Origin of the sequence: Exiguobacterium sp. (assembly GCF_020832205.1) — a bacterium.
Taxonomy (GTDB): domain Bacteria; phylum Bacillota; class Bacilli; order Exiguobacteriales; family Exiguobacteriaceae; genus Exiguobacterium.
On record NZ_JAFIFD010000025.1, the window covers coordinates 22,727 to 47,437 of the forward strand.

Annotated in this window: 28 protein-coding genes; 10 read left to right on the forward strand and 18 right to left on the reverse strand. The window is 53.2% G+C overall.

The window, feature by feature from the left end; all coding sequences use genetic code 11:
• Positions 1-5: 5 nt before the first annotated feature.
• From JJU47_RS05940 to JJU47_RS05960, 6 genes are all read right to left on the reverse strand, one after another.
• Entirely contained in the window at positions 6-1,862 is a 1,857-nt protein-coding gene (locus tag JJU47_RS05940) for a beta-glucoside-specific PTS transporter subunit IIABC (RefSeq protein WP_228617091.1), read from the reverse strand.
• Between the two features lie 100 nt (positions 1,863-1,962).
• Positions 1,963-2,112, reverse strand: a complete 150-nt coding sequence (locus JJU47_RS14615) for a PRD domain-containing protein (RefSeq protein WP_300997505.1) — start codon at positions 2,110-2,112, stop codon at positions 1,963-1,965.
• A 13-nt stretch (positions 2,113-2,125) separates the two neighbouring features.
• Positions 2,126-2,815, reverse strand: a complete 690-nt coding sequence (locus tag JJU47_RS05945; protein WP_300997506.1) for a PRD domain-containing protein — start codon at positions 2,813-2,815, stop codon at positions 2,126-2,128.
• Between the two features lie 211 nt (positions 2,816-3,026).
• Entirely contained in the window at positions 3,027-3,767 is a 741-nt protein-coding gene (locus JJU47_RS05950) for an AAA family ATPase (protein WP_228617153.1), read from the reverse strand.
• Positions 3,758-5,026: a HAMP domain-containing sensor histidine kinase gene (locus JJU47_RS05955; protein ID WP_228617094.1), complete on the reverse strand. Its 1,269-nt coding sequence runs from the start codon at positions 5,024-5,026 to the stop codon at positions 3,758-3,760. Before JJU47_RS05955 ends, JJU47_RS05950 begins: the two co-directional genes overlap by 10 nt.
• Complete coding sequence (locus JJU47_RS05960) at positions 5,023-5,673, reverse strand: response regulator transcription factor (RefSeq protein ID WP_228617097.1); 651 nt, start codon at positions 5,671-5,673, stop codon at positions 5,023-5,025. Before JJU47_RS05960 ends, JJU47_RS05955 begins: the two co-directional genes overlap by 4 nt.
• A gap of 142 nt (positions 5,674-5,815) precedes the next feature.
• Between JJU47_RS05960 and JJU47_RS05965 the strand changes: the two genes are divergently transcribed.
• Positions 5,816-6,385, forward strand: a complete 570-nt coding sequence (locus tag JJU47_RS05965) for a hypothetical protein (protein WP_228617099.1) — start codon at positions 5,816-5,818, stop codon at positions 6,383-6,385.
• Positions 6,386-6,415: 30 nt separating this feature from the next.
• Here JJU47_RS05965 and JJU47_RS05970 read toward each other — a convergent pair whose 3' ends face one another.
• Both JJU47_RS05970 and JJU47_RS05975 read right to left on the reverse strand, forming a co-directional pair.
• Positions 6,416-7,123, reverse strand: a complete 708-nt coding sequence (locus JJU47_RS05970) for a hypothetical protein (protein WP_228617102.1) — start codon at positions 7,121-7,123, stop codon at positions 6,416-6,418.
• Positions 7,124-7,214: 91 nt separating this feature from the next.
• Entirely contained in the window at positions 7,215-9,125 is a 1,911-nt protein-coding gene (locus tag JJU47_RS05975; protein ID WP_228617104.1) for an endonuclease MutS2, read from the reverse strand.
• 459 nt (positions 9,126-9,584) lie between these two features.
• Here JJU47_RS05975 and JJU47_RS05980 point away from each other — a divergent pair, with 459 nt between their 5' ends.
• Genes JJU47_RS05980 through nagE form a run of 3 tightly spaced genes read left to right on the forward strand, consistent with a single transcriptional unit; the run spans position 9,585 to position 12,425 of the window.
• Positions 9,585-10,073, forward strand: coding sequence for a PTS sugar transporter subunit IIA (locus JJU47_RS05980; RefSeq protein WP_228617107.1), 489 nt, complete (start codon positions 9,585-9,587; stop codon positions 10,071-10,073).
• 19 nt (positions 10,074-10,092) lie between these two features.
• Positions 10,093-10,941: a PRD domain-containing protein gene (locus JJU47_RS05985; RefSeq protein WP_228617109.1), complete on the forward strand. Its 849-nt coding sequence runs from the start codon at positions 10,093-10,095 to the stop codon at positions 10,939-10,941.
• Positions 10,938-12,425: an N-acetylglucosamine-specific PTS transporter subunit IIBC gene (gene nagE / locus JJU47_RS05990; RefSeq protein ID WP_228617112.1), complete on the forward strand. Its 1,488-nt coding sequence runs from the start codon at positions 10,938-10,940 to the stop codon at positions 12,423-12,425. Before JJU47_RS05985 ends, nagE begins: the two co-directional genes overlap by 4 nt.
• 67 nt (positions 12,426-12,492) lie before the next feature.
• On the opposite strand, the gene htpX is transcribed toward nagE, so the two are convergent.
• Positions 12,493-13,377, reverse strand: a complete 885-nt coding sequence (gene htpX / locus JJU47_RS05995) for a zinc metalloprotease HtpX (protein ID WP_228617114.1) — start codon at positions 13,375-13,377, stop codon at positions 12,493-12,495.
• A 15-nt stretch (positions 13,378-13,392) separates the two neighbouring features.
• Positions 13,393-13,938 carry a LemA family protein gene (locus JJU47_RS06000; protein WP_228617117.1) on the reverse strand — a complete coding sequence of 182 codons (546 nt, stop codon included), beginning with the start codon at positions 13,936-13,938 and terminating at the stop codon, positions 13,393-13,395.
• 143 nt (positions 13,939-14,081) lie between these two features.
• On the opposite strand from JJU47_RS06000, the gene JJU47_RS06005 reads away from it, so the two are divergent.
• Complete coding sequence (locus JJU47_RS06005; RefSeq protein ID WP_228617120.1) at positions 14,082-14,489, forward strand: NUDIX hydrolase; 408 nt, start codon at positions 14,082-14,084, stop codon at positions 14,487-14,489.
• 33 nt (positions 14,490-14,522) lie between these two features.
• Positions 14,523-15,704 carry an amidohydrolase gene (locus JJU47_RS06010; protein ID WP_228617122.1) on the forward strand — a complete coding sequence of 394 codons (1,182 nt, stop codon included), beginning with the start codon at positions 14,523-14,525 and terminating at the stop codon, positions 15,702-15,704.
• Between the two features lie 11 nt (positions 15,705-15,715).
• Here the strand turns inward: JJU47_RS06010 and JJU47_RS06015 are convergent, their stop codons facing one another.
• The 5 genes from JJU47_RS06015 to JJU47_RS06035 all read right to left on the reverse strand — a co-directional run bounded on the left by JJU47_RS06015 (position 15,716) and on the right by JJU47_RS06035 (position 19,484).
• Complete coding sequence (locus JJU47_RS06015; RefSeq protein ID WP_228617125.1) at positions 15,716-17,038, reverse strand: hemolysin family protein; 1,323 nt, start codon at positions 17,036-17,038, stop codon at positions 15,716-15,718.
• A 79-nt stretch (positions 17,039-17,117) separates the two neighbouring features.
• Positions 17,118-17,588 carry a DMT family transporter gene (locus JJU47_RS06020; protein WP_228617127.1) on the reverse strand — a complete coding sequence of 157 codons (471 nt, stop codon included), beginning with the start codon at positions 17,586-17,588 and terminating at the stop codon, positions 17,118-17,120.
• 11 nt (positions 17,589-17,599) lie between these two features.
• Positions 17,600-18,271 (reverse strand): Crp/Fnr family transcriptional regulator, encoded by a 672-nt coding sequence (locus tag JJU47_RS06025; protein WP_228617129.1) that lies wholly within the window; start codon positions 18,269-18,271, stop codon positions 17,600-17,602.
• Positions 18,272-18,284: 13 nt separating this feature from the next.
• A complete protein-coding gene (locus tag JJU47_RS06030; protein ID WP_228617132.1) occupies positions 18,285-18,710 on the reverse strand; it encodes a DMT family transporter in 426 nt (141 codons plus the stop codon).
• Positions 18,711-18,824: 114 nt separating this feature from the next.
• On the reverse strand, positions 18,825-19,484 hold the full coding sequence (locus tag JJU47_RS06035) for a type 1 glutamine amidotransferase domain-containing protein (protein ID WP_228617134.1): 660 nt from the start codon (positions 19,482-19,484) through the stop codon (positions 18,825-18,827).
• A 368-nt stretch (positions 19,485-19,852) separates the two neighbouring features.
• On the opposite strand from JJU47_RS06035, the gene JJU47_RS06040 reads away from it, so the two are divergent.
• A complete protein-coding gene (locus JJU47_RS06040; RefSeq protein ID WP_228617136.1) occupies positions 19,853-20,959 on the forward strand; it encodes a glycerol dehydrogenase in 1,107 nt (368 codons plus the stop codon).
• A 13-nt stretch (positions 20,960-20,972) separates the two neighbouring features.
• On the opposite strand, the gene JJU47_RS06045 is transcribed toward JJU47_RS06040, so the two are convergent.
• Both JJU47_RS06045 and JJU47_RS06050 read right to left on the reverse strand, forming a co-directional pair.
• Entirely contained in the window at positions 20,973-21,449 is a 477-nt protein-coding gene (locus tag JJU47_RS06045) for a hypothetical protein (RefSeq protein ID WP_228617138.1), read from the reverse strand.
• 59 nt (positions 21,450-21,508) lie between these two features.
• Positions 21,509-21,727: a hypothetical protein gene (locus JJU47_RS06050; RefSeq protein ID WP_228617140.1), complete on the reverse strand. Its 219-nt coding sequence runs from the start codon at positions 21,725-21,727 to the stop codon at positions 21,509-21,511.
• A 202-nt stretch (positions 21,728-21,929) separates the two neighbouring features.
• Between JJU47_RS06050 and JJU47_RS06055 the strand changes: the two genes are divergently transcribed.
• Together JJU47_RS06055 and JJU47_RS06060 are read left to right on the forward strand one after the other, a co-directional pair.
• The gene (locus tag JJU47_RS06055) at positions 21,930-22,766 is read left to right on the forward strand and encodes a M15 family metallopeptidase (protein WP_228617143.1); all 837 of its coding nucleotides are present in this window, start codon (positions 21,930-21,932) and stop codon (positions 22,764-22,766) included.
• An 81-nt stretch (positions 22,767-22,847) separates the two neighbouring features.
• Positions 22,848-23,183, forward strand: a complete 336-nt coding sequence (locus JJU47_RS06060) for an antibiotic biosynthesis monooxygenase (RefSeq protein ID WP_228617145.1) — start codon at positions 22,848-22,850, stop codon at positions 23,181-23,183.
• Here the strand turns inward: JJU47_RS06060 and JJU47_RS06065 are convergent.
• Positions 23,166-23,867 (reverse strand): CBS domain-containing protein, encoded by a 702-nt coding sequence (locus tag JJU47_RS06065; RefSeq protein ID WP_228617147.1) that lies wholly within the window; start codon positions 23,865-23,867, stop codon positions 23,166-23,168. The genes JJU47_RS06060 and JJU47_RS06065 overlap by 18 nt on opposite strands.
• Positions 23,868-23,980: 113 nt before the next feature.
• Between JJU47_RS06065 and JJU47_RS06070 the strand changes: the two genes are divergently transcribed.
• The coding region (locus JJU47_RS06070; RefSeq protein WP_228617150.1) for an AzlC family ABC transporter permease at positions 23,981-24,711 on the forward strand (731 nt) is incomplete at its 3' end.

Sequence of the window (24,711 nt, forward strand, 5' to 3'; positions counted from 1 at the left end):
TCCTTTTAGGCTAAGACGCGCAAGACGCCGTGGTTTGGTTCGACGATGCCGACGTGCGTCGGCAAGACATCTAAGTAATTCCCTGTATTCGTGACAATAACCGGAGTAATCGTGTCGTAACCGGCTTGTGCGAGTGCCTCTAAATCAAACTTCACCAACACATCGCCCTCGGTCACCGGTTGTCCGTCTTTGACGAATGTTTCAAAGTGTTTTCCACCGAGCTGGACCGTGTCGAGACCGACGTGAATCAATACTTCGACGCCGTCGTTCGACCGGAGGCCGATCGCGTGCTTCGATTGATAGACCGTGACGACTTCTCCGTCGAACGGTGCATAGACGACCCCTTCCGTCGGCATGATGGCGATTCCTTTTCCCATCGCGCCGCTCGAGAACACTTCATCGCGAACCGTCTCGAGCGCCACGACTTCCCCTTTCACCGGTGAAGAGATGGGCGTGCCGACGGAATCGATCAAGACGGGTGCCGGTTCGACACGCGCCGCCTCTTCTTCCTGCGCCGTTTCTTTATGAAACATGAACGTGAGACCGAACGAGACGAGCGTCGCGACCGCAAGGCCGATCAACGCTCCATAAAACGTCATGTCGAGTCCTGCCGCCGGAATCATGACCGGGACGCTGAACACGCCGAGTCCACCCATCGCGTACGCTGCCGTGCCGAGCATGCCGCCGACGACACCACCGGCCGCTCCCCCAAGCATTCCGAAAACGAACGGTTTTTTACGTGGCAACGTCAAACCATAGATGGCAGGTTCGGTGATGCCGAATACACCGGCAATCGTTGACGACGTACCGAGTCCTTTCGTTTTCGGATCACGTGCCTTAAGCGTGATCGCAAGCGTCGCGCCGACTTGACCGAACGTCGCCATCAGGACCCCGACGACAATCGTATCCATCCCGACGACCGCCAAGTTGTTGATGATGATCGGGACGAGTCCCCAATGGAGCCCGAACATGACGAGCACTTGCCAGAACGCACCGATAAAGGCGATGGCGACAATCGGACTCAATCCATATAAGAACGAGTAGCCGTTCGCAAGCCCTTGACTCGCATAGGTCGCGACCGGGCCGATGGCAAGGAACGTGAGCGGAACGACGATGAGCAGCGCCATCATCGGGGTCGTAAAGTTACGGATTGCTTCATGCGTCCGTGCATTAAAGAATCTTTCTACTTTTGACGAGACGTATGCTGCTAGAATAATCGGAATGACCGATGACGCATAGCTCATCAATACGACCGGCAAGTTGAGGAACGTGAGCGTTTCACCCGCCCCTTGCATCGCGACAATGGCCGGATAGACGAGCGCTCCCCCGATAATCATCCCGATATACGGGTTCCCGCCGAACTTTTTCGCGGCCGAGTGGCCCAGGATGACCGGCAGGAAGTAGAACAGGGCGTCAGCCGCTGCATTTAAAACAATGTATGTGCCCATGTCTTGCGTGAGCAGACCGAAAGCGACGAGAATCGCGAGCAATCCTTTCAGCAACCCGCTCCCTGCCATCGGACCGAGAATCGGTGTGAAAATCCCGGCAATCACATCGATCAATCGGTTGAAGACACCGGTCTTCTCTGCTTCATCGTCGTTCGATGACGTCTTGAACCCGCCAGCCGCCACTACGTCTTGATAGACGTACGGGACGTTGTTGCCGATGACGACTTGGAACTGACCGCCGCTTTGGACGACTGTGATGACACCATCATGATTTTTTAACGCCTCGGCGTTGGCTTTCCGTTCATCTTTTAATTTGAATCGCAACCGCGTCGCACAATGGAACACGCTTTTGACGTTGCCTTTCCCGCCGACATGCCGAATGATGTCGTCGGCGAGTGCCTTGTATTGACTCATCTTGCTCACTCCTTCAAAGTTTGCTAAAAAGAAAAACCTAAATGAACGTCTACATCGCGTAGCGTCATTTAGGTTTGGCCTGCGTCAGCAGTAACCATCCTTAGGATCGTCGTTCTTTCATTAAGTTTTCGATGTGAATCATCATGTACAGCCGTTCATCGGTCGAGACGTCGTAATTGTACTTCGTGGCGATCAACCCAGCGATTTTCTCGACACAGTCATAAGCGTCCGGATACCGGAGCTTGACCATCTCAAAGAGCGTCTCATCCCCCCCCGGTCTTCACTGTCTCTTTCGCAGCGAGACGCTGGACGAAATATTTCAAGTGGGTCAAAAATCGTGAGTAGGCGTACGACTCTTCATCTAAATCGATTTGAAAATGGTACGTGATGATGGTCAGGATTGCTTGCGTGGCTTTTGTCATCTCTGTGACGAGGTGCAAGTTCTCGCCTTTCGCGCCGGACATTGTCGCGTTGACGAGGTGTAAGGCGATGGCGACCGCTTCATCTTCATCGAGCACGACATCGTGCCGTTCGTTGATGAGGGCGACCGCTTCTTTCCCGATGGCGAACTCTTGCGTGTAAAACCGCTTCACTTCCCAAACGAGCGGGTTACGGATGAGGATTCCATCCTGATATCGGCTGAGCGCGAAATGGATATGGTCGGCGAGCGTCACGTACAGCGAGTCATGAACCGCTTTGTCGAGCCGTTTTTCAGCTAATTTGACGATTTCTTTGACCGTCTCCATCTCATCGCCCGGCATCTCATTCAAAAAATGAACGAACCGTTCGTGGCTCTCTTTACTCTCGAGCGTAAAGACTTTTTCAATCCGCGCTTGATCGATCGCATCGCCCGGGCGCTTTTGAAACGCAATTCCTCGTCCCATGACGACTTGCTCTTGACCGTTCGCTTGAATGGCCACGACGTTGTTGTTGAACACTTTTGAAATGTGCATGGAATCACTTCACCTCCGCTCAGGGTCGATTGAAAAGAAAAAAACCTAAATTCACACCGGTCCCCACATCTGGATGATCGGCATCAATTTAGGTTTTGCCTGCTTGACCAGTAACAATCCCAAAATGGATTTTCTTCTTCTCGCTATTAGCATACTCTCTTGATATCTTGACGTCAACATAAAAATAAAACGCTTACACCATGACCGTTTTTCACTCAAAAAGGATCCGTTGCATCCGTTCCGGGGCAGCCAGAAAGTCGCGCATGACGCGAACGTGCTCGAGTTCATCGAACGAAGTCGGCGCGAGTCCCGTCTCAACTTGGAGGATATCCGCCTCAGGATACGACATGAGGATCGGGGAATGGGTAGCGATGATGAATTGGCTTCCTGCTTCGACAAGTTCGTGCATGCGGGCAAGCATCGTCAATTGCCGCATCGGTGACAAGGCAGCCTCGGGCTCATCTAACACATACAGCCCGCTATCGCGAAAGCGATGGAGCATGAGCGACAAAAACGCTTCTCCGTGGGATTGCTCATGGAGCGACCGGCCACCGTACGACGCATAAAACCGTTCCGGGTCGGGGCTCGAGCGCGCAATCTCATCCACGTAACTCGACAGTTGATACGCTGTCTCGGCGCGTAGAAAGAATCCGTCTTTTGGCCGATAAGGGCCGCGAATCGGACGCAGTGCTTCGAACAATGGACTGTGCGTCGCCTCCGTCTCAAAGCGGAACGACGCCGCCCCGCCTTTCGGATTGAACCCAGCGGCGATGGCCATCCCTTCAATCAATGTTGATTTGCCGCTCCCGTTCTCGCCGACTAGAAACGTGACCGGCTTCTTCAGTGTCAATTCGTCAAATCCATCAAAAATCGGCAGAGAGAACGGATAGCCAGGGGTCTCGATCCGGTCTCGTTCTAATCGCACACCCCGTAAAAACAACGTTAATTCCATTCGATCCAAAAGACCGCCCCCTCTCGTGATTCGACCCCATACGACAACCCTTGGACTTCGAGCAATAACTTGTTGATGGCCAGACCGAGTCCATGACCGTTCGAGCGGTCCCCTTTCACGTACATGTCCCATATGTTCGCGCGCATCGCCTCAGGAATGCCTGGCCCTTCGTCTTTGATTTCGAGTCGTTTCTCGGTCAGCTTGATCGTGATCACGCCCCCGACCGGACTGGCGTGATAGGCGTTTTGAAGAAAATTCGACAAGATGCGTTCCATCGCCAACCGGTCCGTCTGGATTGTCACGTCCTCAAGTTCGAGTGCAATCGTCACCTGCTTTTGAAGGAACCATTCATCCATCCGCGAGACGGTCTGTTTGATCAATTCATGTAGACGAACGGATTCGAGCGAAAGTGTCACTTTGCCCGCGGACAATTTGGAATACTCAAGCATTTGGCTGACGAGCCGGTCGATGCGATCAACTTCCTCAGTCATGCTGCGTCCCGTCGCTGCGACGTCTTCTTGCTTGACGACACCGAGTTCAAGCATTTCCGCCTCGTTTCGAACGATGGCGAGTGGGGTGCGGACATCGTGTGTGATGCCTGAGATGAATGTGTTCTGCAATCGCTCTTTCTCTTCGAGCGACGTGTTCATCCGGCGAACCGCTTCCGTCAAATCTCCAATCTCGTCGTCCGTGACCGGAGGCAAGGCGAGATCGTGCCGGCCCGACATGATGGAAGCGGTCGCTTGCTTCAATTTGATGAGCGGGCTCGTCAAACGCTTGCCCATCCAATACGTCATGCCGATGGCGACGAGAAGCGCGAACAAAAATCCGCTCCCGAGAATGACGTAAATTTGGCGAAACTGCGGATTCGCCAGCGGAGCGGGCGTATACGTCACGATTTGCAAATCCCCTTCCTCACGTTTGAACGTGAGCAGGCTCGTCCCGTTCATGCGAATGTGGTCTCGTTCGTTAACTGCGTCCGGGTTCAGAATAGGCGTCATGTGATGACGCATCCGACCGCCGCGATCTAAGTCGACCCGCTCCCCATCTCGAAACACGACGACGTCGAGCTGTCCCGGGATGCCTCGCCCTTCCGTGAGCGCATCGTATACAATGTCTGCTTCCCGCTCGAGTTGACTATAGCTTTCGGTCTCGGCAAACCGGCCGATCAATAGCGACGTGAGTAAGAACGTGAAAACGGCCATGACCGCAAGTGGCAAGATCGCCGTGACGAGCAACTTCTTCATCAACCGGTTCATCGGATGTCCTCCAATCGGTAGCCGACGCGATGCACCGTCTTTAACTGTCGCTTCATCGTCGGCGACTTGTCGCGCAACTGTTTGACGTGCGTGTCGACCGTCCTCGTGTCACCGGCGAACGTGTAATCCCACACGTCATCGAGCAGCCGATTCCGGTCAAGCGCTTCTCCGCTATGATTTAAGAAGTAGAGCAACAACTCGTATTCTTTGTTGGTCATACGAATCGCTTTCCCCTCGTCTGTCACTAATCGTGAACGTACATCCACGGACATATCCCCGAAGGAAATCTCGTCGGTCTGCTTGACGAGACGCTTCAAGCGAATCTCAAGCTCTTTTAACACAATGGGTTTGACCAAGTAATCATCAGCCCCGAGTTCGAGTCCGAAGACCCGGTCATCCGCCTCTCCCCGAGCCGTCGTCAAGATGATGGCCGGGCGCGGGCGGAGCATCTTCAATTTCGGGATGAGTGTCCAGCCTTCGCCGTCCGGCAGACGAACGTCGAGAAGAATCGCATCGAACGGTTGCTCGAGCTCTCGTTTCGCCTCGGTGAGCGTGCCCGCCACACGGACGTGAAAACCCGCATACGTTAAAAAACGAGCCATCGCATCCGCCAATTTTTGTTCATCTTCGACTATGAGTACGTTCATCTCTATCGCCTCCACCTTCATTATATCGTATCGCAAAACGAACCCATCGTTTCCCAAAGACAATTTGCAGAAATCTTGCAACTTCCTCACAACTCGCCTGAGGGCGAAAGCTACACTTGAAGTAGGAAAGGAGGAGATTCAAATGACATCATCAAAATTGGCACTTGCCCTGGCAAGCCTGATTGCCGTCTCCGGCACTGGCGTCTATGCGGCCACGAACGAGACGACAAATGAAACGACGACATCGACGGAGACGACGGTGCAATGCGAACGTGGGGACCGCGGGGAGCGCGGCATGTTCGGTGACCGTGCGGCCGGACACGCCGCACTGATCGAAGCGCTCGGTTTGACCGAAGCAGAAGTCGAAGCGGCACGTGAAGAAGGAAAGTCACTGCCTGAACTCGCGGAGGAAGAAGGCATCACGGTCGAAGCGTTCATCGAAGCCGTGCTCGCCTCGCACAAAGCGAAGCTCGACTCAGCAGTCGAGAACGGTAAATTGACACAAGACGAGGCGGACGCGATTCTCGCCGATCACGAAGAACGGTTCGCTGACGTCACGAGTTACGACGACTTAGACGATTTGCGAGGCTTTGGCGGCGGACGTCACGGAGGTGGACACGGCCGACATCACGGCGGTCCATTCGACGGGTCGAATCCAGACACTCCTTCAAGCGATGACAACGTAGATAACCAGAGCACGAATTCATTGTAAGCAAAAAGGCAACCGCACGCGGTTGCCTTTTCATATGGCCAACAATAAGAGGGAATACCCGATGAGCCCGACGGCAAAGGCACGAAAACTGCTGTCCCGTTCTTCAGGCAACTCTTCTTTCATGACGTTCAAGATGATGCCCCCTGCCAAGAAAGCGACGACGATAGACAGTGTCAATTCATCGAGCGCCGAGAACGCGCCGACGCCCCATCCGGCGAGCACCGAGAGGGACAGTAAGAGCCGCCCTTCCCGGTCGTACATCGCTTGATGGTGGTGCCTCAGCCCTTGGTCGACCGTGACGAAATGAATTCCTAACGCAAAGAAGTAAAGCGTCATCGTCCAGGCCGTGTCGAACGCACTCTCCGCGAGCACGTAGCCGATGCTGAAGTTATAGAAGACGAACAGCGCCATATGAATCCAAAACACGTTACTGCTCCCACGCCGGCTCATCTGTGTCGCCAGTCGTTCAAGACCGTAAAACGCGGCCAACCCAATCATGCTGACGACGAGAATATGATTCTCAATCGACGCGAAAATCCCAGCCTCTAAATGACCTTCCAACTGTTCTTGATATTCATTCAACTCCGGTAAGAGGTGCAAGAAGACGTACGCGACAGCGACACCGCCAGCAAGTGATAAAAATCGGCTGCGCGGTGTCTCGCGCACATGAATCAATTGCCCTGAGAAGTAATGAATCAAGGCAAATCCGATGGCAAACAACAAACTTAACCAAAACATTCCATCCACCTCCGACACGTTACCCGAAAGTCGAACGGTACGTGACGACTCTCGGTCCTTGTTCCTTACCCGAGTGCCGTGCCCGGTACACTCATTCGCCTCGTTCGGCCCGTTGCCGTGCTCGAATCTCTTTCTCCACGCGACGGAGCGCTTTTTTCGAACCGCGGGCAAAGTCGTGTGCTTCCTTCCGGTCCCGATAGTCAATGAATAGCGTCTCGAGGTCATACCCGGCCGGATAAAGGTCGATGGCTTTGGCCTCACGCCGGACCCGGCGGAGCGGATGATCGCTGAACGTCCCTTCTGCATAGACCGTGACATGTCGTCCGGACTCGTCCATCGCGTACACAAGTCCGACTTGATTCGTCTCGAGCAAACGGACACGATCACCTTTTTCAAATCGCTCGGTCGGTTCCGCTTTCGAGGTCACGACGCCTTGTGTCAACTTCGAGGCGTCGACGAGCGTCTGGTCGTACACTTTTTCTTGCATATAACGTGACGCCTGCTTCAAAATCGATTCAGGCAATTTCATTTTCCGGGCAATAAACAAGGCGTTACTGTCGCCGGACTGTCCGATCAACAATCGGTACTTCGGTTCGAGCGTGTCCGGGTCGAACTGCATCGCTGCGTTCATAAAGTCCGGGTGCGCTTCCGAATACGCCTTGATTTCCCCGTAATGGGTCGAGGCGACGACGAGGCATCCCCGTTTATACGCCTCTTCTAAAATCGCAATGGCGAGTGCTGCACCTTCGTTCGGCTCGGTGCCGCTCCCGATCTCATCGAACAGAAGCAACGAGCGCTTCCCGGCCTTCTGCATAATCGTAGCCACGTTGTTCATATGAGCCGAGAACGTGCTCAGTGCGGATCCCATGTCTTGGTTGTCCCCGATGTCGACGAATACGTCGTCAAACGTCGAGATATCTGTATCGGGATGGGCCGGAATGTGAAGACCGCTCATCGTCATTAACGTCAGCAACCCGATCGTCTTCAAGACGACCGTCTTTCCTCCGGCGTTCGGTCCGGTGATGATGAGTCCGCGATACGTCTCACCGAGCGAAAAGTCGAGCGGGACCGCCCGTTCGAGGAGCGGATGCCGCACTTGGCGCAAGCAAATTTTACCTATCCCATTCACGCGGGGCGAAATGCCCTCGATCGTCTGGCTGTATTTCCCTTTGGCGAAGACCATGTCATATTGGGCGATGACGTCGAGTGTCGCTTCGATTGACGGTAACGCTTCAGCCACCATACCGGTGAGTGTCGCGAGCACTTGATAAATCTCGACCGCTTCTTCGGTCCGTTTGACGACGAGCTCGGCGTTGAGCTTACTGATCGCTTCCGGCTCGATGAAAACGGTCGTCCCTCGGTTCGACGTATCGACAATTGTTCCAGCGATTTTATGTTTGTAGGATGCTTTGATCGGGATGGTGAATCGGTCTTGCTTCTTCGTGACAAATCCGTCTTGAATCGCTTCACGGTTGGCCGCACTTTTTAAAAACTTGTTCAACCGCTCATCGATTCTTCCTTCAAGGATGTCAATTTGTTTTCGAATCCGTTTTAGTTCTTTCGATGCCTCATCGAGCACACGCCCGGCTCGAATTGCCGCCGTGATATCTTCTTCGATGTGGCGCCATTCGCTCATTTCGTTCGCGTACGCAGATAAAAGCGGCGCAAAGAATGTTTGCTCGGCCATGAACCGTTTCAGTTTACGGGCTCCACGGAAAAATTCAGCGACAGCTTCAAGTTCGCTCGCCTCAAGCTGGATCCCCCGGCTGATTTTCCCGATGAGCGGTTCCATGTCGGACACGCCGATGAACGGGACGTGAGACGTCGCATCTAAAATCGCGCGTGCTTCCGACGTCTCCTGCAGTCGTTTCCTCACTGTCTGCAAATGGTTCGTCGGTCTCTGGTTTTGCAACAATCTGCGCCCGAAGCCGCTGATGCAATAGCGTTCGACTCGTTGAATCAGTTCAGTATATTGTAGTTTTTCTAACGTTTGTTCGTTCATGGGAAGCTCTCCTTAAAATGTGGTGGAGATACCGCGCAAACAAAAAGCGTCGGTCGATGACGACCAACGCAAAAAGACAGACCGGTGTCTGGCAGTTTATGAAGGGCGGTATCTGTAACAGAACATGAAGGCACGACAAAAAAAGACGTGTCATCCTTCGTTTTTCAGTTCGTTAGGCAGATACGACCTCACTCATTAACATGCAACACCTTTCTACTAGGATTCGCCCTTACTATACAACAAGTAGAGGAAGAAGTAAATTTTTAGAGAGCGCTTTCAAATTAGGTCTTGTCTTCTCTACTCTGTCGTGCTATGTTGAATGTGACGAAACGAATAATGATCACATGTGACTGATTCGATCAGGCATGGGGTAAGACGAAAGGCTCACGCCACCCGTCTATACTCCATGCCTGTTTTGTTTTTTCACAATCATTTTTCAAGCGAAAGGATGAATCGAATATGTTATTGAATAAGTGGATGAAGAGACATACACTGACACTTTATGCACCCATGGAAGGAGACATCATTCCACTTGAAAAAGTGACCGACCCAGTCTTCAGCGAGAAGATGATGGGCGACGGGATTGCCATCGTACCGACAGATGGGACGGTCGTCGCACCGGTAGACGGAACGATCATCCAAGTCGCTCCGACGAAACATGCGATTGGCCTCCGTTCGGAAGATGGAGCCGAGATCTTGATTCACGTCGGACTCGATACGGTCGAGCTTGCGGGAAGCCCGTTCGACGTTCATGTCAGCGTTGGCGACACGGTAAAGGCCGGGCAGTCGCTCTTAACGGCTGACTTGGCTCAAATCCAGCAAGCCGGTAAAGACACGGTGACCCCAATGGTCGTCACGAACGGAAGCGAACTGAAAGAGCCGTACTCCTTCCACACAGGCGGTCCTGCTCTCCCAGGCAAAACCGTCGTCGCTCAAGCGGAACAATGACTCCTCGTTAGGAGGAACCATGTTAAAAATCAAAAAAATCTTGAACAACAATGCGGTCATCGTCTCGGACGAGGGTGAAGAAAAGATTGCCATCGGTCCTGGTGTCGCGTTTAAAAAAGGGCGCAACGACATCGTCAATCCGCATAAGATCGAAAAGCTGTTCGTCATGTCTGAAGGCGACAAGTTTCAACAGCTCCTCAGCCGCATCCCGGTCGAGCACTTCACGATTTCAGAAGACATCATCACGCACGCGGAAAAGCGGCTCGAGACGACGTTCAACGAACATATTCACGTCGTCTTGACCGACCACATCTCGTTTGCCATCGAGCGTGAACAAGAAGGCATCTCGCTCCGTAACAAGCTGTTGAACGAGATTAAAATTTTATATCGCAATGAATATGAAATCGGGCTATGGGCGATTCAACATATCGAGAATACGCTCGGGGTGAAGATGCCGAAAGATGAGGCCGCCTTCATCGCCCTCCATATCCATACGCTTAAAGTGAAAGGGGGTGATTTACGGAAGACGCTCAAACAGACGACGATCGTACGAGACATGATTCAATCGATTTCGAGACGGCTCGACCTATCCATTGAAGAAGATGACTTATCCTATCAACGCTTATTAACTCATTTACGATTCGTCATGGATCGGGTCAACCATTACGATCATCACACGATCGACGAGGATATGTTGCAGATGATTCAAACAAAATTCTCGTCAGCATACACGTGCGCGTCTGATGTCGCAAACGAAATGGAAGACTTATACGGTATCGTCTTGCCCGAGTCAGAGCTTGGTTATATCACGCTCCATATTCAACGTCTGCAAGATCAACACCATCAAAAAGGAGGACATTCACAATGATGAACTTTTTACAACGTCTCGGACGTTCCCTCATGTTGCCGGTCGCAGTGCTTCCTGCAGCGGCCATCCTCATGGGAATCGGTTACTGGATCGACCCTGTCGGCTGGGGTTCTGAAAACATTGCCGCCGCGTTTCTCATTAAAGCCGGTGGTGCCATCATCGATAACATTCCAATTCTCTTCGCCGTCGGGGTCGCCCTCGGGATGGCGAAAAACCGTGACGGTTCGGCCGCACTGAGCGGACTCGTCGCTTTCCTCACGGTCACGACGCTTCTCTCGGCCGGGACGGTCGCCCTCTTCCAAGGGGTCGACGTCGAAGCCGTCAACCCGGCGTTCGGACGAATCGCCAACGCATTCGTTGGGATTTTGTCTGGTATCGTCGCTGCTCAAATGTACAATCGTTTCAGTCACGTGAAATTGCCTGACGCCCTCGCCTTCTTCAGCGGCAAGCGGCTCGTTCCGATCATGACGGCGTTCGCGATGATCCTCGTCTCGGTCGCGCTCTACTTCATCTGGCCGGTCGTCTACACAGGCCTCGTCGGATTCGGGGAAACAATCTCGAAAATGGGCGCATTCGGCGCTGGACTTTACGGATTTTTCAATCGTCTCTTAATTCCAACTGGTCTTCACCACGCCTTGAATTCGGTGTTCTGGTTCGATGTGGCCGGTATTAACGACATCGGAAACTTCTGGTCAGGCGAAGGGGAGAAAGGGATTACCGGACGTTACCAAGCTGGATTCTTCCCAATCATGATGTTCGGTCTCCCGGCAGCAGCGCTCGCGATGTATCACACCGCGAAAACGAAACGGAAAAAACAAGCGGCTTCGCTCCTTCTCGCCGCAGCATTCGCTTCATTCTTCACAGGTGTCACGGAACCGCTCGAGTTCTCGTTCATGTTCCTCGCACCAGTTCTCTACCTCGTGCATGCTGTCTTGACAGGGATTTCACTCTTTGTCGCTGCGACGTTCCAGTGGACGGCAGGGTTTGGATTCAGTGCCGGTCTCGTCGACTTCGTCCTCAGCTCACGGTTACCGCTTGCGAACCAACCGTATATGTTACTCGTTCAAGGTCTCGTCTTCGGTGCCATCTACTATGCGATCTTCCGCTTCATGATCGTCAAACTCAACTTGGCGACACCGGGTCGTGAGACAGATGAAGCTGTTGACGCGGTCGCAACAGAAACAGCTCCTGAAGGCGATACGAAAACGGCACCAGTTGCTGCAGGCGGTCAATATTCAGCCATGGCAGCGATGATTTACGAAGGTCTCGGCGGTGACCAAAACGTCACGGGCATCGAGTCGTGTGTCACACGCCTCCGTGTCGACGTGAAAGACATGGACACAGTCGATCAAGCGCAAATCAAGAAAGCGGGCATCCCTGGCATTAAAGTCGTCAGCCCGAACCACATTCAAGTCATCGTCGGGACGAACGTTCAATTCGTTCTCGAAGAAATTGAAAAACTCCGGAGCCACCGCGCCGGATAAAAAACGAAAGCCACCTTTAGCGAGGTGGCTTTTCTCATGGCTTATGAATCAAGCGAATCGATAAACGTTACATTTGCCGCAACCGGCTGATACGCTCGACCGGATTCGGATGCGTCGAGAGCAACCCGCTAATCTTTTTCTTCAACGGATCGGAGAAGTAGAGCGGGGCCGACGCACTCGATGCCTCTTTCACCGGCGTCTCGACGTTCGCAATCTTCTCGAGCGCCGAAGCGAGTGCTTCCGGGTTACGCGTCAACTCGGCCCCGCTCGCGTCCGCTAAAAATTCGCGATTGCGCGAAATCGCTAAGTTGATCAGCGTCGCGATGATTGGAGCGAGGACGAGTAAGACGAGACCGACGATTAAGAAAATCGGATTTTGGTTGTTGTCGCGTCGTCCGCCGACACTCCGGAAAAAGAGCATTCGCGACCCGATATCACTCATGATGGCGATGACCGAGACAAGTGCGAGTGTGACCGTAGACAAACGGACGTCGTAATTTTTAATGTGCGCGACTTCGTGGGCGATGACTCCTTCCACTTCTTCGCGGCTTAAGCGATCGAGAAGCCCGGTCGTCACGGCGACGGCCGCCTTCTCTGGTTTCAAGCCGGTCGCGAACGCGTTCGGGGACGGATCATTGATGACGAACACACGCGGCATGGGGATTCGGGCGACCATCGCCATATTCTCGACCGTATGCCATAAAAACCGATGCTGTTCGACCGAGGTGATCTCTTTGGCGTGGTTCATCCGCATGACGATATTCGTGCTCGACATGATGACAATCCCGACATAGAACAGCGAAAAGACCGGTGTGAAAATGAGGCCTGGCAACGCATCCCCATAGTTGATATACGAAATCGCCGCCCCGACGAGCAAGACGAACAAGACGAAGCCGGTGACGATGAACACCGTCTTCACTTTGTTTTTACGAATCTGTTCATAAAGGAGCATCGCTGGCACCTCGCATTAGAACGAGACGCGAACGTTCTCGCGTTCTTCCTCTCGCGCCTCGAGCATGTCACGCTTCTCAAAATGATGGAGCGAGGCGATGACGTTCGTCGGCACCGATTCGATTTTCGTATTATATTTCATGACCGTGTTGTTATAGAGCTGTCTTGAGTACGCGACTTTGTTTTCCGTTTGCGTCAACTCTTCTTGAAGCATCTTGAAGTTCTCGTTCGCCTTCAAATCAGGATACGCCTCGCGAAGTGCGAACAGATTTTTCAGCGCGCCGCTCAACTGATCGTTTATTTCCATTTGTTCTTGCCGCGTCGATCTTGCTCCCATCTGATTGCGAAGCTCGACGACTTTCGCGAGCGTCTCTTCTTCATGTTTCGCGTACCCTTTCACCGTCTCGACCAAGTTCGGAATCAAGTCGTAGCGACGTTTCAGTTGCACATCAATTTGAGCCCAAGCCTCATCGACCCAATTTCGATACTTCACTAGACCGTTATAGGCCGAAAAATAAATGACGGCCAGCAAGATGATGACTCCTAATCCAATCCACAACATATCCAAGCACCTCATTTCTTGATTTACTCCTGTTTTAATTCCCGTTCCTCGTATACGATAAGCTTATCTTTTACAAAAATAAGGAAAAGACACAGTCTAGGCTGAATCGTGTCAACAAATCGTCATCAGAAAGGAAAGATGGTATGCCAGAAACGATCGTCGTTGCCGTGAAAGCGGTCATCGTCCATGAAGGAAAGCTTTTGATCGCAAAACGTTCGATTGAAGACGAGGTCGATCCCGGCACGTGGGAACTCATCGGCGGCAAAATTGATTTCGGCGAGCGGCTCGAGATGGCCCTCGAACGTGAAGTCGAGGAAGAAGTCGGCTTGCGCGTCACCGTCACCCAACTGTTATATGCGACGACATTTTTGACCGACCCGAGCCGGCAAGTGGTGATTTTGACTTACCTATGTCGTCCAGCTTCGACGACTGTCGCCTTGTCATTCGAACATAGCGATGCCGCTTGGGTGACACCGCTTGAGGCGAAGGAACGCTTGCACCCGCGGATCGTGGATGATTTGACCGCCCATGCTGTTTGGCAGCACGTTTGATCGACCATTATATATAGGATTGGAGTGTTCTCGATGTTTGTCACAACGCTTGATGCCCGACTGACCGATTTATATGAAGAGATGGTGACGCTGCGCCGTCACTTCCACCAACATCCTGAACTCTCATTCGAAGAACAGGAGACGCCTCGTTTCATCGCGCGTTATTTGCGCGACCTCGGCGTTGATGTCCGCGAAGGCGTCGGCGGCAACGGTGTCGTCGGGAGAATCAAAGGTGGGAGCGGGCCGACGATTGCGTTCCGGGCCGACTTTGACGCGTTACCGATTCAAGACTTAAAAGACGTACCGTATCGTTCGAAAGTGAATGGGGCGATGCATGCGTGCGGTCACGATGCTCACACGGCCTCCCTGCTCGTCCTTGCGAAAGTGCTCGTCGAGGCCGAGTTGCCCGGCGATATCGTGTTGATTCATCAGTTTGCCGAAGAACTCGCACCCGGCGGAGCCAAACCGATGATTGAAGATGGCTGTCTCGACGGCGTCGACTATATATACGGCGTGCACATTTGGACACCGCTTCCGTTCGGGACAATCGGCGTCAAAACCGGTCCGATCATGGCGGCAGCCGACCGTTTCGAATTGACAATCAAAGGTAAAGGCGGTCATGGCGCCATCCCGCAACATACGGTCGATGCACTCATGGTCGGTGTCAATGTCGCGAGCCAGCTTCAACAAGTCGTGAGCCGCCGCGTCGACCCGCTTGAACCGGCCGTCTTGACGATTGGCACGTTTGAAGCTGGTCAAGCTTTCAACGTCATCGCGGACGAAGCCCGGCTGTCAGGAACCGTGCGAACGTTCAATCCGGACACGCAAGCGCGAATGATTCAAGAGATTGAACGGATCATCGCCACGACGTGTGCCGGAAGCGGCGCCGACTACGATTTGACTTACATCCAAGGTTATCCTGCGGTCATCAACCATCCGATCGAAACAGATCACATCCGCCAATCGGCCGCGAACGTCGTCGGGGAAGCCGGTATCGTCGAGATGGCTCCGCTCATGGTCGGTGAGGACTTCGCATACTACTTGCAACACGTCCCGGGCAGCTTCTTCTTTGCCGGTGCCGGCAATCCGGAGCGAGGCGCCATCTTCCCGCACCACCATCCCCGCTTTGATGTCGACGAACGGGCCATGCTCCATATGGCGCGCATCTTGATGAATGCCGCGTTCGAGACGTGGGCAAGCACAAAAGAGGAGTGACGCGAATCGCGTCATTCCTCTTTTTCTTCAGGTAATACGGAAATGAGCACTTGGTCGACTCGCTTCCCGTCCATATCGACGACTTCAAAGCGCAGGCCATACGCCTCGACGATGGACCCCCGTGTCGGGAAGTCACCGAGCGTGTAGATGACGAGACCAGCGAGCGTATGATAAGCGTTCTTTCCCTCATCAAACCGGGCGTCCCGAATACCGAGCGTCCGTTTCAAGTCTTCGATGCTGAGCAAGCCGTCCGCTAAATACGTGCCGTCTTCTCGGCGCACGACGTCCGGCGGTTCTTCTTCAATCATCACTTCGCCGACAATCTCTTCAAGGATATCAAACAGCGTGACGAGTCCGAGAAAACCGCCGTACTCGTCTAAGACGAACGCAATCGGCGAACCGGTCTGTTGCATCATTTGGAGCACTTGGCTCGCTTCTCGTTGCTTCGGCACGATGAGCGGTTGTTTAATTTTTTTGAGGATGTCAGAAGGGGTTAATAACTCAGGCAACATCAACACGTCGCGAACATCGACGTAACCGACGAACTCATCGAGCGTTCCCCTCCCGACAGGCAGTTTGCTATGCTTACTCTCATAGACAGCGGCGTGGATTTCTTCCATCGTGTCTTCTAAATCGATCCATTCGAGCGTCGTCCGCGGTTGCATCAACTCGTAAATCAATTGATCGTGAAATGCAAACACACGCTCGACTTGCTGCACTTCTTCATGGGCGAACTGGCCTTGCTGCGCCCCTTCGAACAACAGCTGCTTGATTTCAAGCTCCGTCTCCCCATCCGTTCGCTCCGCCTTCAATCCGAGCAGTTTAAACAAGAACAACGTCGACTTCGACAAAACCCAAATGAACGGTCGCATCACTTTGCTGAATAGATCGAGCGCAGGAATGATCGCCATCGTCACTCGTTCCGGCGCGACGAGCGCGATCCGCTTCGGGACGAGTTCGCCGATAATGAGCGACAAATACGTGATGACCGTGACGACGAGGACATAACCGACGGTCGATGCCGATTGCGCACTCATCCCAAGCTGTTCGAACAAATTTCCGACCGGAGTCGAGAACCGCGCGCCCCCGTAAGCCCCGTTGATGATCCCGATTAACGTGATTCCGACTTGAACGGTCGATAATAAATCCGTCGGATCTTTTGAATACTTTAACGCAATTTGAGCGCTCCGCTTCCCTTGGGCCGCCTCCACTTCAAGCTTCGACGGTTTCGACGAGATGAGCGCGATTTCGGTCATCGCAAAAATCCCGTTTAACACAATTAAGAATAAGACGATCATCAAATCAATCCATATAGATGCACCCACCGTATTCATCACTCCTATGTTCGTTCATCAACTGATGATATATACTCATTTGTACCCGTTTTATACATGAAAAAAGCCACTTCAACTTTCAAGCGGCTTCCTTCATCGATTCACGTTGCACCGCCACGGCCTGTGACTGTTTGAAGATGGCGACGCCGAGCAGTAACATCATCAAGCCGATAACTTGTCCGGGTGACAATGCGAGTTTTGGCATGCCAAAGGCGCCGAACAAATCGACACCGAGCGCCCAAACCAATTGCGCCACGAGGATGATTGATACCGACAGCGTCGGACCAAGCAGTTGAATGCTTCGCATGACACAAAAGACGACACCGACGCCGAGCAAACCGCCGAGCGCGTACAGCGGTGAAATCTCGAATACGCCTCGGATGTTGCCCCCGAATAACGCGAGCGGAACGAGCGAACCGATGAGTCCGACGACAAACACGAGCACCGTCGTCGCCCATGCGCCAAGGTGGACGTTCATTTTCGCATTGACGGCCGCTTGCACGCTAATGAACGCGCCCGCGACGGCTGAACAGATGATTCCCATAATCATAATGATTCTCCTTACTCATAGAGCATGCCATTGGCACGCTGCTTTAATCGTTCCATATCCAAAATCTTCACTTGTTTACGCGTCCGTTCGACGAGCCCTTCGTCCGCAAACGCCTGCAACGTCCGGTTCAAGTGTCGATAGCTCGTCCCGAGCCATTCGGCCACTTCTTTTCGCTTCAATTGACTCATGTCAGTTTGGAACAAGTCGTTCCCGGACTCACTGAGCGAGACGAGGTACCCGGCGAGACGTTCCTCAAGCGTTGACATCAAATGATTCGACGACGCGTTCGCCTCGATGAACAATTTTTCCGACACACCGCGCAATAGATGTTCCGTGAACTCGATGGTCCGGTTATGCGTCCGCAACACTTCGAACGGGATGCGTAAACAAACGACCGGCCCGACCGCCTCGACCGTATGGAGCACGTGGCGCCCGCTCGCGTATTCGATGTCCCCGATCAATGTCGGCGCCGCTTTCAAGCGGAGCAGGCGCAACTTGCCCTCTTCACTGAGCGTGTAAATTTTGACGCGCCCTTCTAACACGACGAACAAGGCGTCAATGACCTGGTCGTTCGCGCAAAGCATCGCCCCGGACGGATATGTCACGATCGAGGCGCGGGCGAGCGTCTGCTCAGAAAACAGATGATGCCAACCGAGACGAATCAATGCGTCTTCTACTTTCATACCGGTCCCCTCCTCACGTAAACGTATATACTCCGATGCCGATGACCATTAGGCTGAGTCCAATGACCTGCCCTACGGTGACCGGCTTTTTCGCGACACCGAACCAGCCGTTCGAATCGATTAAAAACGCCCCGATCAGTTGGGCGACAAGCAATACACAAATCGCCCACGTCACACCGAGCTGTTGAATCGCGGTCAACTCTCCAAAGACGACGAACACACCGAACAGCCCGCCCAAACTGTAATACCATGGCACACGTCGAAACGCGGTCACATCCCCGTCGCGCTTGAACGCGTAGATCAGTAGCGCAAGCACCAACCCGACAAGGTGAACGACGGTGACGGATAGCCACGCTCCGACCGCATAGCCGAGTTTGGCGTTAAAGATGCCTTGCAAGGCGATGAACGTGCCTGAAAGCACAGCAAATAGTATCCCCATCTTTCTTTCTTCCTCCTATCTTCTCGTCTGACTGTACGTGAGAAGATAGCGTTTGAAAAGGACATATGTCCAAAAAAGAGACAACCTCGGAATAATCCAAGGTTGCCTAGTTCGTTATTGGAGCTGTTTTACGATTTCCTCGGCCACGCGGGCTGACGATTGCGGGTTTTGACCTGTGACGAGACGCTCGTCGACAGCGACGTTGACCGCCCAGTTGTCGGCCCCATCAAAGTCGCCGCCTTTCTCGCGAAGTGCCGTCTCAAGCAGGAACGGCACCGCTGTATCGAGTTGCATCTCGCGCTCTTCGGCATCCGTGAAGCCCGTCACTCGTTTGCCTTTCACGAGCGGTTCACCATTACTCAACTTGACGTTGACGAGTCCGATCGGTCCGTGACAAACTGCTCCTACCACGTTCCCGTTCTCATAGACATCACGTACGACGCGTTGTAACGTTTCACTGTTCGGGAAGTCGACGACCGTCCCATGTCCACCCGGGAGGAAGACGGCATCATACGTGTCGTCTGCCACTTGCTCGAGACGAACCGTATTCTTTAACAAGTCTTTTGTATTTAGAACTTCTTGTGACAAGCCTTCCTCGAGACTGTTCGCATCGATCGGCACGTCTCCGCCCTCGATGCTCGCTACGGTCACTTTGTATCCTTGCTTCTCGAATTGGAGATACGGCGCAGCGAACTCTTCGAGCCAAAGTCCTGTATCGTGGCCGTTCTCTAGTTTATTTGCAGACGTCGCGATGATCAATACATGTTTAGACATCATCAATTCCTCCTTCTGAAATGAGCATACGACATAGTTGTTCCCGCTCTCCTCACCTTCAAACCATCAAACGCTCGCCCCGTCTGAACGTAAAACTTTTTTTAACCTGGTCTTTTTTTGAAAATGGACGCGTCCCCTCGTGCGCGTATACTGGTCACATCAGCCAGCAGGAGGGATTGTCGTGACGAAATCGATACTGGAATGGGGATTTCTTGCCGTCGCCGCTTTGATCGTTCTATTGATTGTGCTCGGTGGATTGACGTCGGTTCACTAGAATGTCACACGAATCATCGTTTCAACTCTGTTCCAAATCGGGAAGAGTTGTATTGTCGTCCGTCGTCACATTCATTTGAGAAAGGATGTTGATTATGTCAGAACGCGTTTTCATCAGCCCCGCGAAATATGTGCAAGGCAAGAATACGATTGATCACATCGGGAAGCATGTCGCTCATTTCGGTTCCAAAGCGTTGCTCATCGCTGACGATATCGTTTGGCGCATCATCGGTGAACGAGTGACCGCTTCATTGTCGGCGAGTGACGTCGAGACCGAAAAAGCCGACTTTTCCGGGGAGGCGTCTCGCCACGAGATTGAACGCATCGCCGCTGCCGCGAAAGAGAACCACGTCTCGTTCGTGATCGGCATGGGCGGTGGAAAGACGCTCGATACGGCCAAAGCGGTCGCTGACGAGCTCGATGCCCGCATCGTCATCGTACCGACCATCGCCTCGACGGACGCCCCGACGAGTGCTTTATCGGTCATTTATACCGACGAAGGGAACTTCGAGACGTATCGCTTCTATAAGAAGAATCCAGACCTCGTGCTCGTCGACACGAAACTGATCGCCGAAGCACCGGCCCGTTTCCTCGCCTCAGGCATTGCTGATGCGCTCGCGACGTGGGTCGAGGTCCGGAGCGTCCTCGCCTTTGGCGGGAAGACGATGGCCGGTGGCGTTCCGACCATCGCCGCTGAAGCCATCGCCAAACGTTGCGAGGAAGTGTTGTTCGACTACGGGATTCCTGCTTATGAGTCGGTTCAGGCGAAAGTCGTCACACCCGCACTCGAGGCGGTCGTCGAGGCGAACACGCTCCTCAGCGGTCTCGGTTTCGAGAGCGGCGGTTTGGCCGCGGCCCACGCCATCCATAACGGCTTCACCGCCCTCGATGGTGACATTCACCACTTAACGCATGGCGAGAAAGTCGCGTTCGGGACGCTCGTCCAGCTAGCGCTCGAAGGACAGACGCAAGAAGAGTTTGAACGGTATGTCGCGTTATATATGGCCCTCGACTTGCCGGTCACACTCGAAGACGTGAAATTGAAAGACGCCTCACGAGAAGACATCTTAAAAGTCGGACAAGCCGCTACTGCAGAAGGGGAGACGATTCATAGCGGTTTTGATGTCACGCCGGAAGAAGTCGCGGACGCCATCATCGCTGCCGACCGTTACGCCCGCTTGTACCAAGCGAAGCTCCACTAATGAAAAACGAGGATCAGCGCCCAGGCTGATCCTCGTTTTTCTGTTTTGCGGAGACGATGAACGTCAAGGCGATGCCGATGACCATGCAACTTACAGTCAACGCGAAGAACGTCAATTGGTTCGCGTAGATGATGTTCGTGAATTGGTTCCATCCCGTCGCGTACGTCGCGTTGGCAGAATCACGAATCCCGTCCCGAAGGTCGTTTGCTTGGCCGGTATTGACCGTAAGCGCGATCGCTGCCATGACGATGCCACCAACTATCAGTCCGAACCGCCCGAGCGGATGGACCGATTGCACCGTCCGCCGTGCGAGCCGAATCGTGATCCATACGAACAACAAAACGAACGGCCAACCGATGAGGAGGACGAGCACGTACGGATTTCCTTCCGCTGCTGGTTCAGTATAAGCAGCCGTCATCGTCTCACCGAGTTTGAATAAAATAAACGTGATCAACGTGATGATGAACCACGCTTTTATCAATTTTTCCATAACAACACCTCGTCCTCAGTATAGCAAAAACACCGCATGCCTTGGCATACGGTGTCGCGTCACGCCTTCGGACGAATCGCGTAATACACTAAGATGACGAGCCACGTCCATATCCCGGTGAAAATCCCGAGAATGCCGACGATGAAGAATCCGAGCGGAATCATCGATTTCGTCCGGTTGTAATCTTTCCACATGTCCGATAGCCCTTTGATGTTGAAATACAAAAAGGCGAAGAACAAAATGAGCAATAAAAGCGGTAAGCCGAAAATGAGTTCCATACGATCACTCCTTCCAAGTCTCGACCAGTCTCTCTACAATCAGTGTACTGTTTTCTCACATATGGCGCATCGGGCTTTGGCTGTATCCTATGATGGCCATGAGGCGGAGACGGTCATGACCCTATTCCCTATTCGTTCCTCTTTTCAACATTTGAAAAAAAGGGAAAAACACAACTATCGAGTGAGAAGGAGGAAAAACATCATGAAACTCATCGCGACGTTCCTCATCGTCTTCCTTATCTTCAGCACGCATGTTACGGCAGCCGCACCTGCGACGACCGCCGGCTATACCGTCCAATCGACGAAACTGTATGGACGCGCCATGCAAACATCACCGGTCTTGAAAACCCTCGCATCGAACACGCCGGTCCGATATGCCGTGTACAACCGAAGTTGGTCGAACGTCTACATCGGCAACACCCACTACTTCACGCCTTCGGCCAATATTAAGGCCGGTATTCCGAAACTGTCCTCGACCGAGCGGCTCCGCCTCGTCAATAAACAACATGGTCTCACATCGACTTATCGGTCCACCCAACTCGTTACCCTCACCATCCCGACCGTTCATGCGAAAGGAAGCGAGCGAACACTCATGGTTGCCGAGGCTGCCCATGCCCTGGCCCGTCTCTACTATGACGGCCGGAAACAAGGACATACCCTCTACGCCCTCAGCGCCTATCGATCGTACACGACCCAAAAGTCGCTCTACAATTACTGGGTCAGCGCTCGCGGAACGGCTTACGCTTCAATGTATGTCGCCCGGCCCGGCCACAGCGAGCATCAGACCGGTCTCGCCGTCGATATGACGAGCCAACGCATGCAAATGGGGCTCGCCGCCTCATTCGACCAGACGCCTGAAGGAAGATGGATGCTAGCCAACGCTCACCGTTACGGATTCATCATCCGTTATCCGAAAGGCAAAGAAAAAATCACCGGCTACAACTATGAGCCGTGGCACTTGCGTTACGTCGGCGTCAACGAGGCGACGACGATGAAGCAAAACAATTGGACGTTCGAGGAATGGTGGACACGGCGCTAAAGGCGAGCATCACACGCCGATGCCGTTGCGGTTTCGCGGTATACTATCGGATGTACGATACTTGTGAAGGAGGAACGCAACATGTGGATTGTGATGAACAAGTTGGACGTAGAAAAAGGAAAAGTCGAAGCGGTCAAAGCCCGTTTCGAGACGACGAAAGGAATCGAGTCGATGGACGGCTTCATCCGTATGCAAGTGCTGACTGATACGTCAGACGAGACGAAAGACCAAGTCGTCATCATGACGACTTGGCGTGACGCTGCGAGCTTTGAGAACTGGCGTGACAGCGGTGCGTATAAACACGCCCACAAAAAACGGGACGACGGTACGTCTGAAGTGAAGCCCGTCGTCCTCGGGAATACGGTCAGCCAATACGAGGTCGCCATCGAGCACGCCGCCTCAACCGATCACGTATAAGATGTCTTGCGGTCGAATGATGCCGAGAAGCGGCTCATTCTCTTCGCCGGTTTTTGTAATGAGGAGAGCGTCGAGGCGCGCTCCTTCTTTCATGTTCACGAAATGATGATGTGCTTCGATGACCGACGTATGTGCCGCGATGAAGCGATAGCGATGAATGTGCGGGTCATGATAGAGTACATGCCGGACGAGCACCCCTTCTAGCGAAACATGGGCGTCGTGAGCTGATTCGGCGAGCCAACTCGTCACACCTTTTTTCGTCAACAGCCCGCGCCACGAACCGTCGACGTTGTAGATCGGGAATTGCGAGTAGTTTTTATTCCGAATCGCCTTTAAGACGTCTTGAAGCGGGTCATCGGCCCGAAACGTCGTCACGAGTTTCCGAAACAGCGGGATGACTTGCCGAGGGTGCAACAGTTCCCGCTCGACTTCTAAAATCAAGTCGACGATTGAATCATGCGGCGCGGCGATGATAAAGTCCGGCTCCCGTCGTTCATGGACGATCGCGTTCCGCAACTGGCTCATCTGGTGCAAATCTTCTTTATAACGTTCGACGATCGGATTGTTCTTGGCGAGACGGTTGACCATGTTGCTGAAACTGAAGTGCTTCCCGTCCCCTAGCTCTCGGCTCAAATAGTCTTCAATCCGATGATATGAAGCGATGAATTCTTCTGCTCTGCTCATATGCACACTCTCCTTGTCGCCTTTCTATACCCGCTTTTTTCTTCATTCGAGCAGGATAACCCTTTCCTACATCGAATGAAAGGACATCCCCTATTCTGAAAGGAGGAAAGTCGATGGCGACTCCGCTCTATGATACGGTACGCTTATCCAACAAACAGGCCTTTCGTTCTGGCATGCGTGCCGGCATTCCCGTCGCGGTCGGCTATATCCCGATTGCGATCGCCTTTGGTCTTTTGGCCAAGTCGTTCGAGATGCCGAACATCATCACGCTCGCGATGTCGCTCTTCATTTTCGCAGGGGCAAGTCAATTCATCGGGGTGCAATTGATCATGGCCGGGGCAATGTACTGGGAAATCGTCTTGACGACGTTCATATTGAACTTGCGCCATTTTCTCATGTCCGCCTCGCTGTCTCAACGCCTCGAGACGACATCAAATCGTTTTCTCGCGGCCATCGCTTTCGGGGTGACTGACGAGACGTTCAGCGTCGCCTCGACACGACACGAGGCCACACGTGGACATTTCGTACTCGGATTGAATGTGATTGCGTTTCTAGCTTGGAACGTCGGGACGTGGATTGGTGTATTTCTCGCCTTCGGTTTGCCGGCAACGATTCAGGCCAGCATGGGCATCGCCTTATACGCCATGTTTATCGGTCTGCTCGTTCCGTCGCTCACACGAAAACCTGTCGTGGTCGTGGCTCTCCTCGCCGCAGTGACGCAAGGTTTTCTGCATTGGGTGGTAATGCCCATTATTCCGCTCTCTTCCGGTTTGAGCATCATCATCGCGACGTTCGTTGCGGCAAGCGTCGGGGCACTTCTATATCGTGAGGAGGGGGCAGCATG

Excerpts from the sequence above, each read along its gene's own strand:
- JJU47_RS06050 (WP_228617140.1), bottom strand. The coding sequence starts at position 21,727 with ATGGAACTCATTTTCGGCTTACCGCTTTTATTGCTCATTTTGTTCTTC.
- JJU47_RS05965 (WP_228617099.1), top strand. The coding sequence starts at position 5,816 with ATGACATCATCAAAATTGGCACTTGCCCTGGCAAGCCTGATTGCCGTC.
- JJU47_RS06010 (WP_228617122.1), top strand. The coding sequence starts at position 14,523 with ATGTTTGTCACAACGCTTGATGCCCGACTGACCGATTTATATGAAGAG.
- JJU47_RS05970 (WP_228617102.1), bottom strand. The coding sequence starts at position 7,123 with ATGTTTTGGTTAAGTTTGTTGTTTGCCATCGGATTTGCCTTGATTCAT.
- JJU47_RS05945 (WP_300997506.1), bottom strand. The coding sequence starts at position 2,815 with ATGCACATTTCAAAAGTGTTCAACAACAACGTCGTGGCCATTCAAGCG.
- JJU47_RS14615 (WP_300997505.1), bottom strand. The coding sequence starts at position 2,112 with ATGGTCAAGCTCCGGTATCCGGACGCTTATGACTGTGTCGAGAAAATC.
- JJU47_RS05960 (WP_228617097.1), bottom strand. The coding sequence starts at position 5,673 with ATGAACGTACTCATAGTCGAAGATGAACAAAAATTGGCGGATGCGATG.
- JJU47_RS06030 (WP_228617132.1), bottom strand. The coding sequence starts at position 18,710 with ATGGGGATACTATTTGCTGTGCTTTCAGGCACGTTCATCGCCTTGCAA.
- JJU47_RS06035 (WP_228617134.1), bottom strand. The coding sequence starts at position 19,484 with ATGTCTAAACATGTATTGATCATCGCGACGTCTGCAAATAAACTAGAG.
- JJU47_RS06040 (WP_228617136.1), top strand. The coding sequence starts at position 19,853 with ATGTCAGAACGCGTTTTCATCAGCCCCGCGAAATATGTGCAAGGCAAG.
- JJU47_RS05955 (WP_228617094.1), bottom strand. The coding sequence starts at position 5,026 with ATGAACCGGTTGATGAAGAAGTTGCTCGTCACGGCGATCTTGCCACTT.
- JJU47_RS05985 (WP_228617109.1), top strand. The coding sequence starts at position 10,093 with ATGTTAAAAATCAAAAAAATCTTGAACAACAATGCGGTCATCGTCTCG.
- nagE (WP_228617112.1), top strand. The coding sequence starts at position 10,938 with ATGATGAACTTTTTACAACGTCTCGGACGTTCCCTCATGTTGCCGGTC.
- htpX (WP_228617114.1), bottom strand. The coding sequence starts at position 13,377 with ATGCTCCTTTATGAACAGATTCGTAAAAACAAAGTGAAGACGGTGTTC.
- JJU47_RS06025 (WP_228617129.1), bottom strand. The coding sequence starts at position 18,271 with ATGAAAGTAGAAGACGCATTGATTCGTCTCGGTTGGCATCATCTGTTT.
- JJU47_RS05975 (WP_228617104.1), bottom strand. The coding sequence starts at position 9,125 with ATGAACGAACAAACGTTAGAAAAACTACAATATACTGAACTGATTCAA.
- JJU47_RS06015 (WP_228617125.1), bottom strand. The coding sequence starts at position 17,038 with ATGAATACGGTGGGTGCATCTATATGGATTGATTTGATGATCGTCTTA.
- JJU47_RS05980 (WP_228617107.1), top strand. The coding sequence starts at position 9,585 with ATGTTATTGAATAAGTGGATGAAGAGACATACACTGACACTTTATGCA.
- JJU47_RS05940 (WP_228617091.1), bottom strand. The coding sequence starts at position 1,862 with ATGAGTCAATACAAGGCACTCGCCGACGACATCATTCGGCATGTCGGC.
- JJU47_RS06055 (WP_228617143.1), top strand. The coding sequence starts at position 21,930 with ATGAAACTCATCGCGACGTTCCTCATCGTCTTCCTTATCTTCAGCACG.
- JJU47_RS05950 (WP_228617153.1), bottom strand. The coding sequence starts at position 3,767 with ATGGAATTAACGTTGTTTTTACGGGGTGTGCGATTAGAACGAGACCGG.
- JJU47_RS06000 (WP_228617117.1), bottom strand. The coding sequence starts at position 13,938 with ATGTTGTGGATTGGATTAGGAGTCATCATCTTGCTGGCCGTCATTTAT.
- JJU47_RS06060 (WP_228617145.1), top strand. The coding sequence starts at position 22,848 with ATGTGGATTGTGATGAACAAGTTGGACGTAGAAAAAGGAAAAGTCGAA.
- JJU47_RS06065 (WP_228617147.1), bottom strand. The coding sequence starts at position 23,867 with ATGAGCAGAGCAGAAGAATTCATCGCTTCATATCATCGGATTGAAGAC.
- JJU47_RS06005 (WP_228617120.1), top strand. The coding sequence starts at position 14,082 with ATGCCAGAAACGATCGTCGTTGCCGTGAAAGCGGTCATCGTCCATGAA.
- JJU47_RS06045 (WP_228617138.1), bottom strand. The coding sequence starts at position 21,449 with ATGGAAAAATTGATAAAAGCGTGGTTCATCATCACGTTGATCACGTTT.
- JJU47_RS06020 (WP_228617127.1), bottom strand. The coding sequence starts at position 17,588 with ATGATTATGGGAATCATCTGTTCAGCCGTCGCGGGCGCGTTCATTAGC.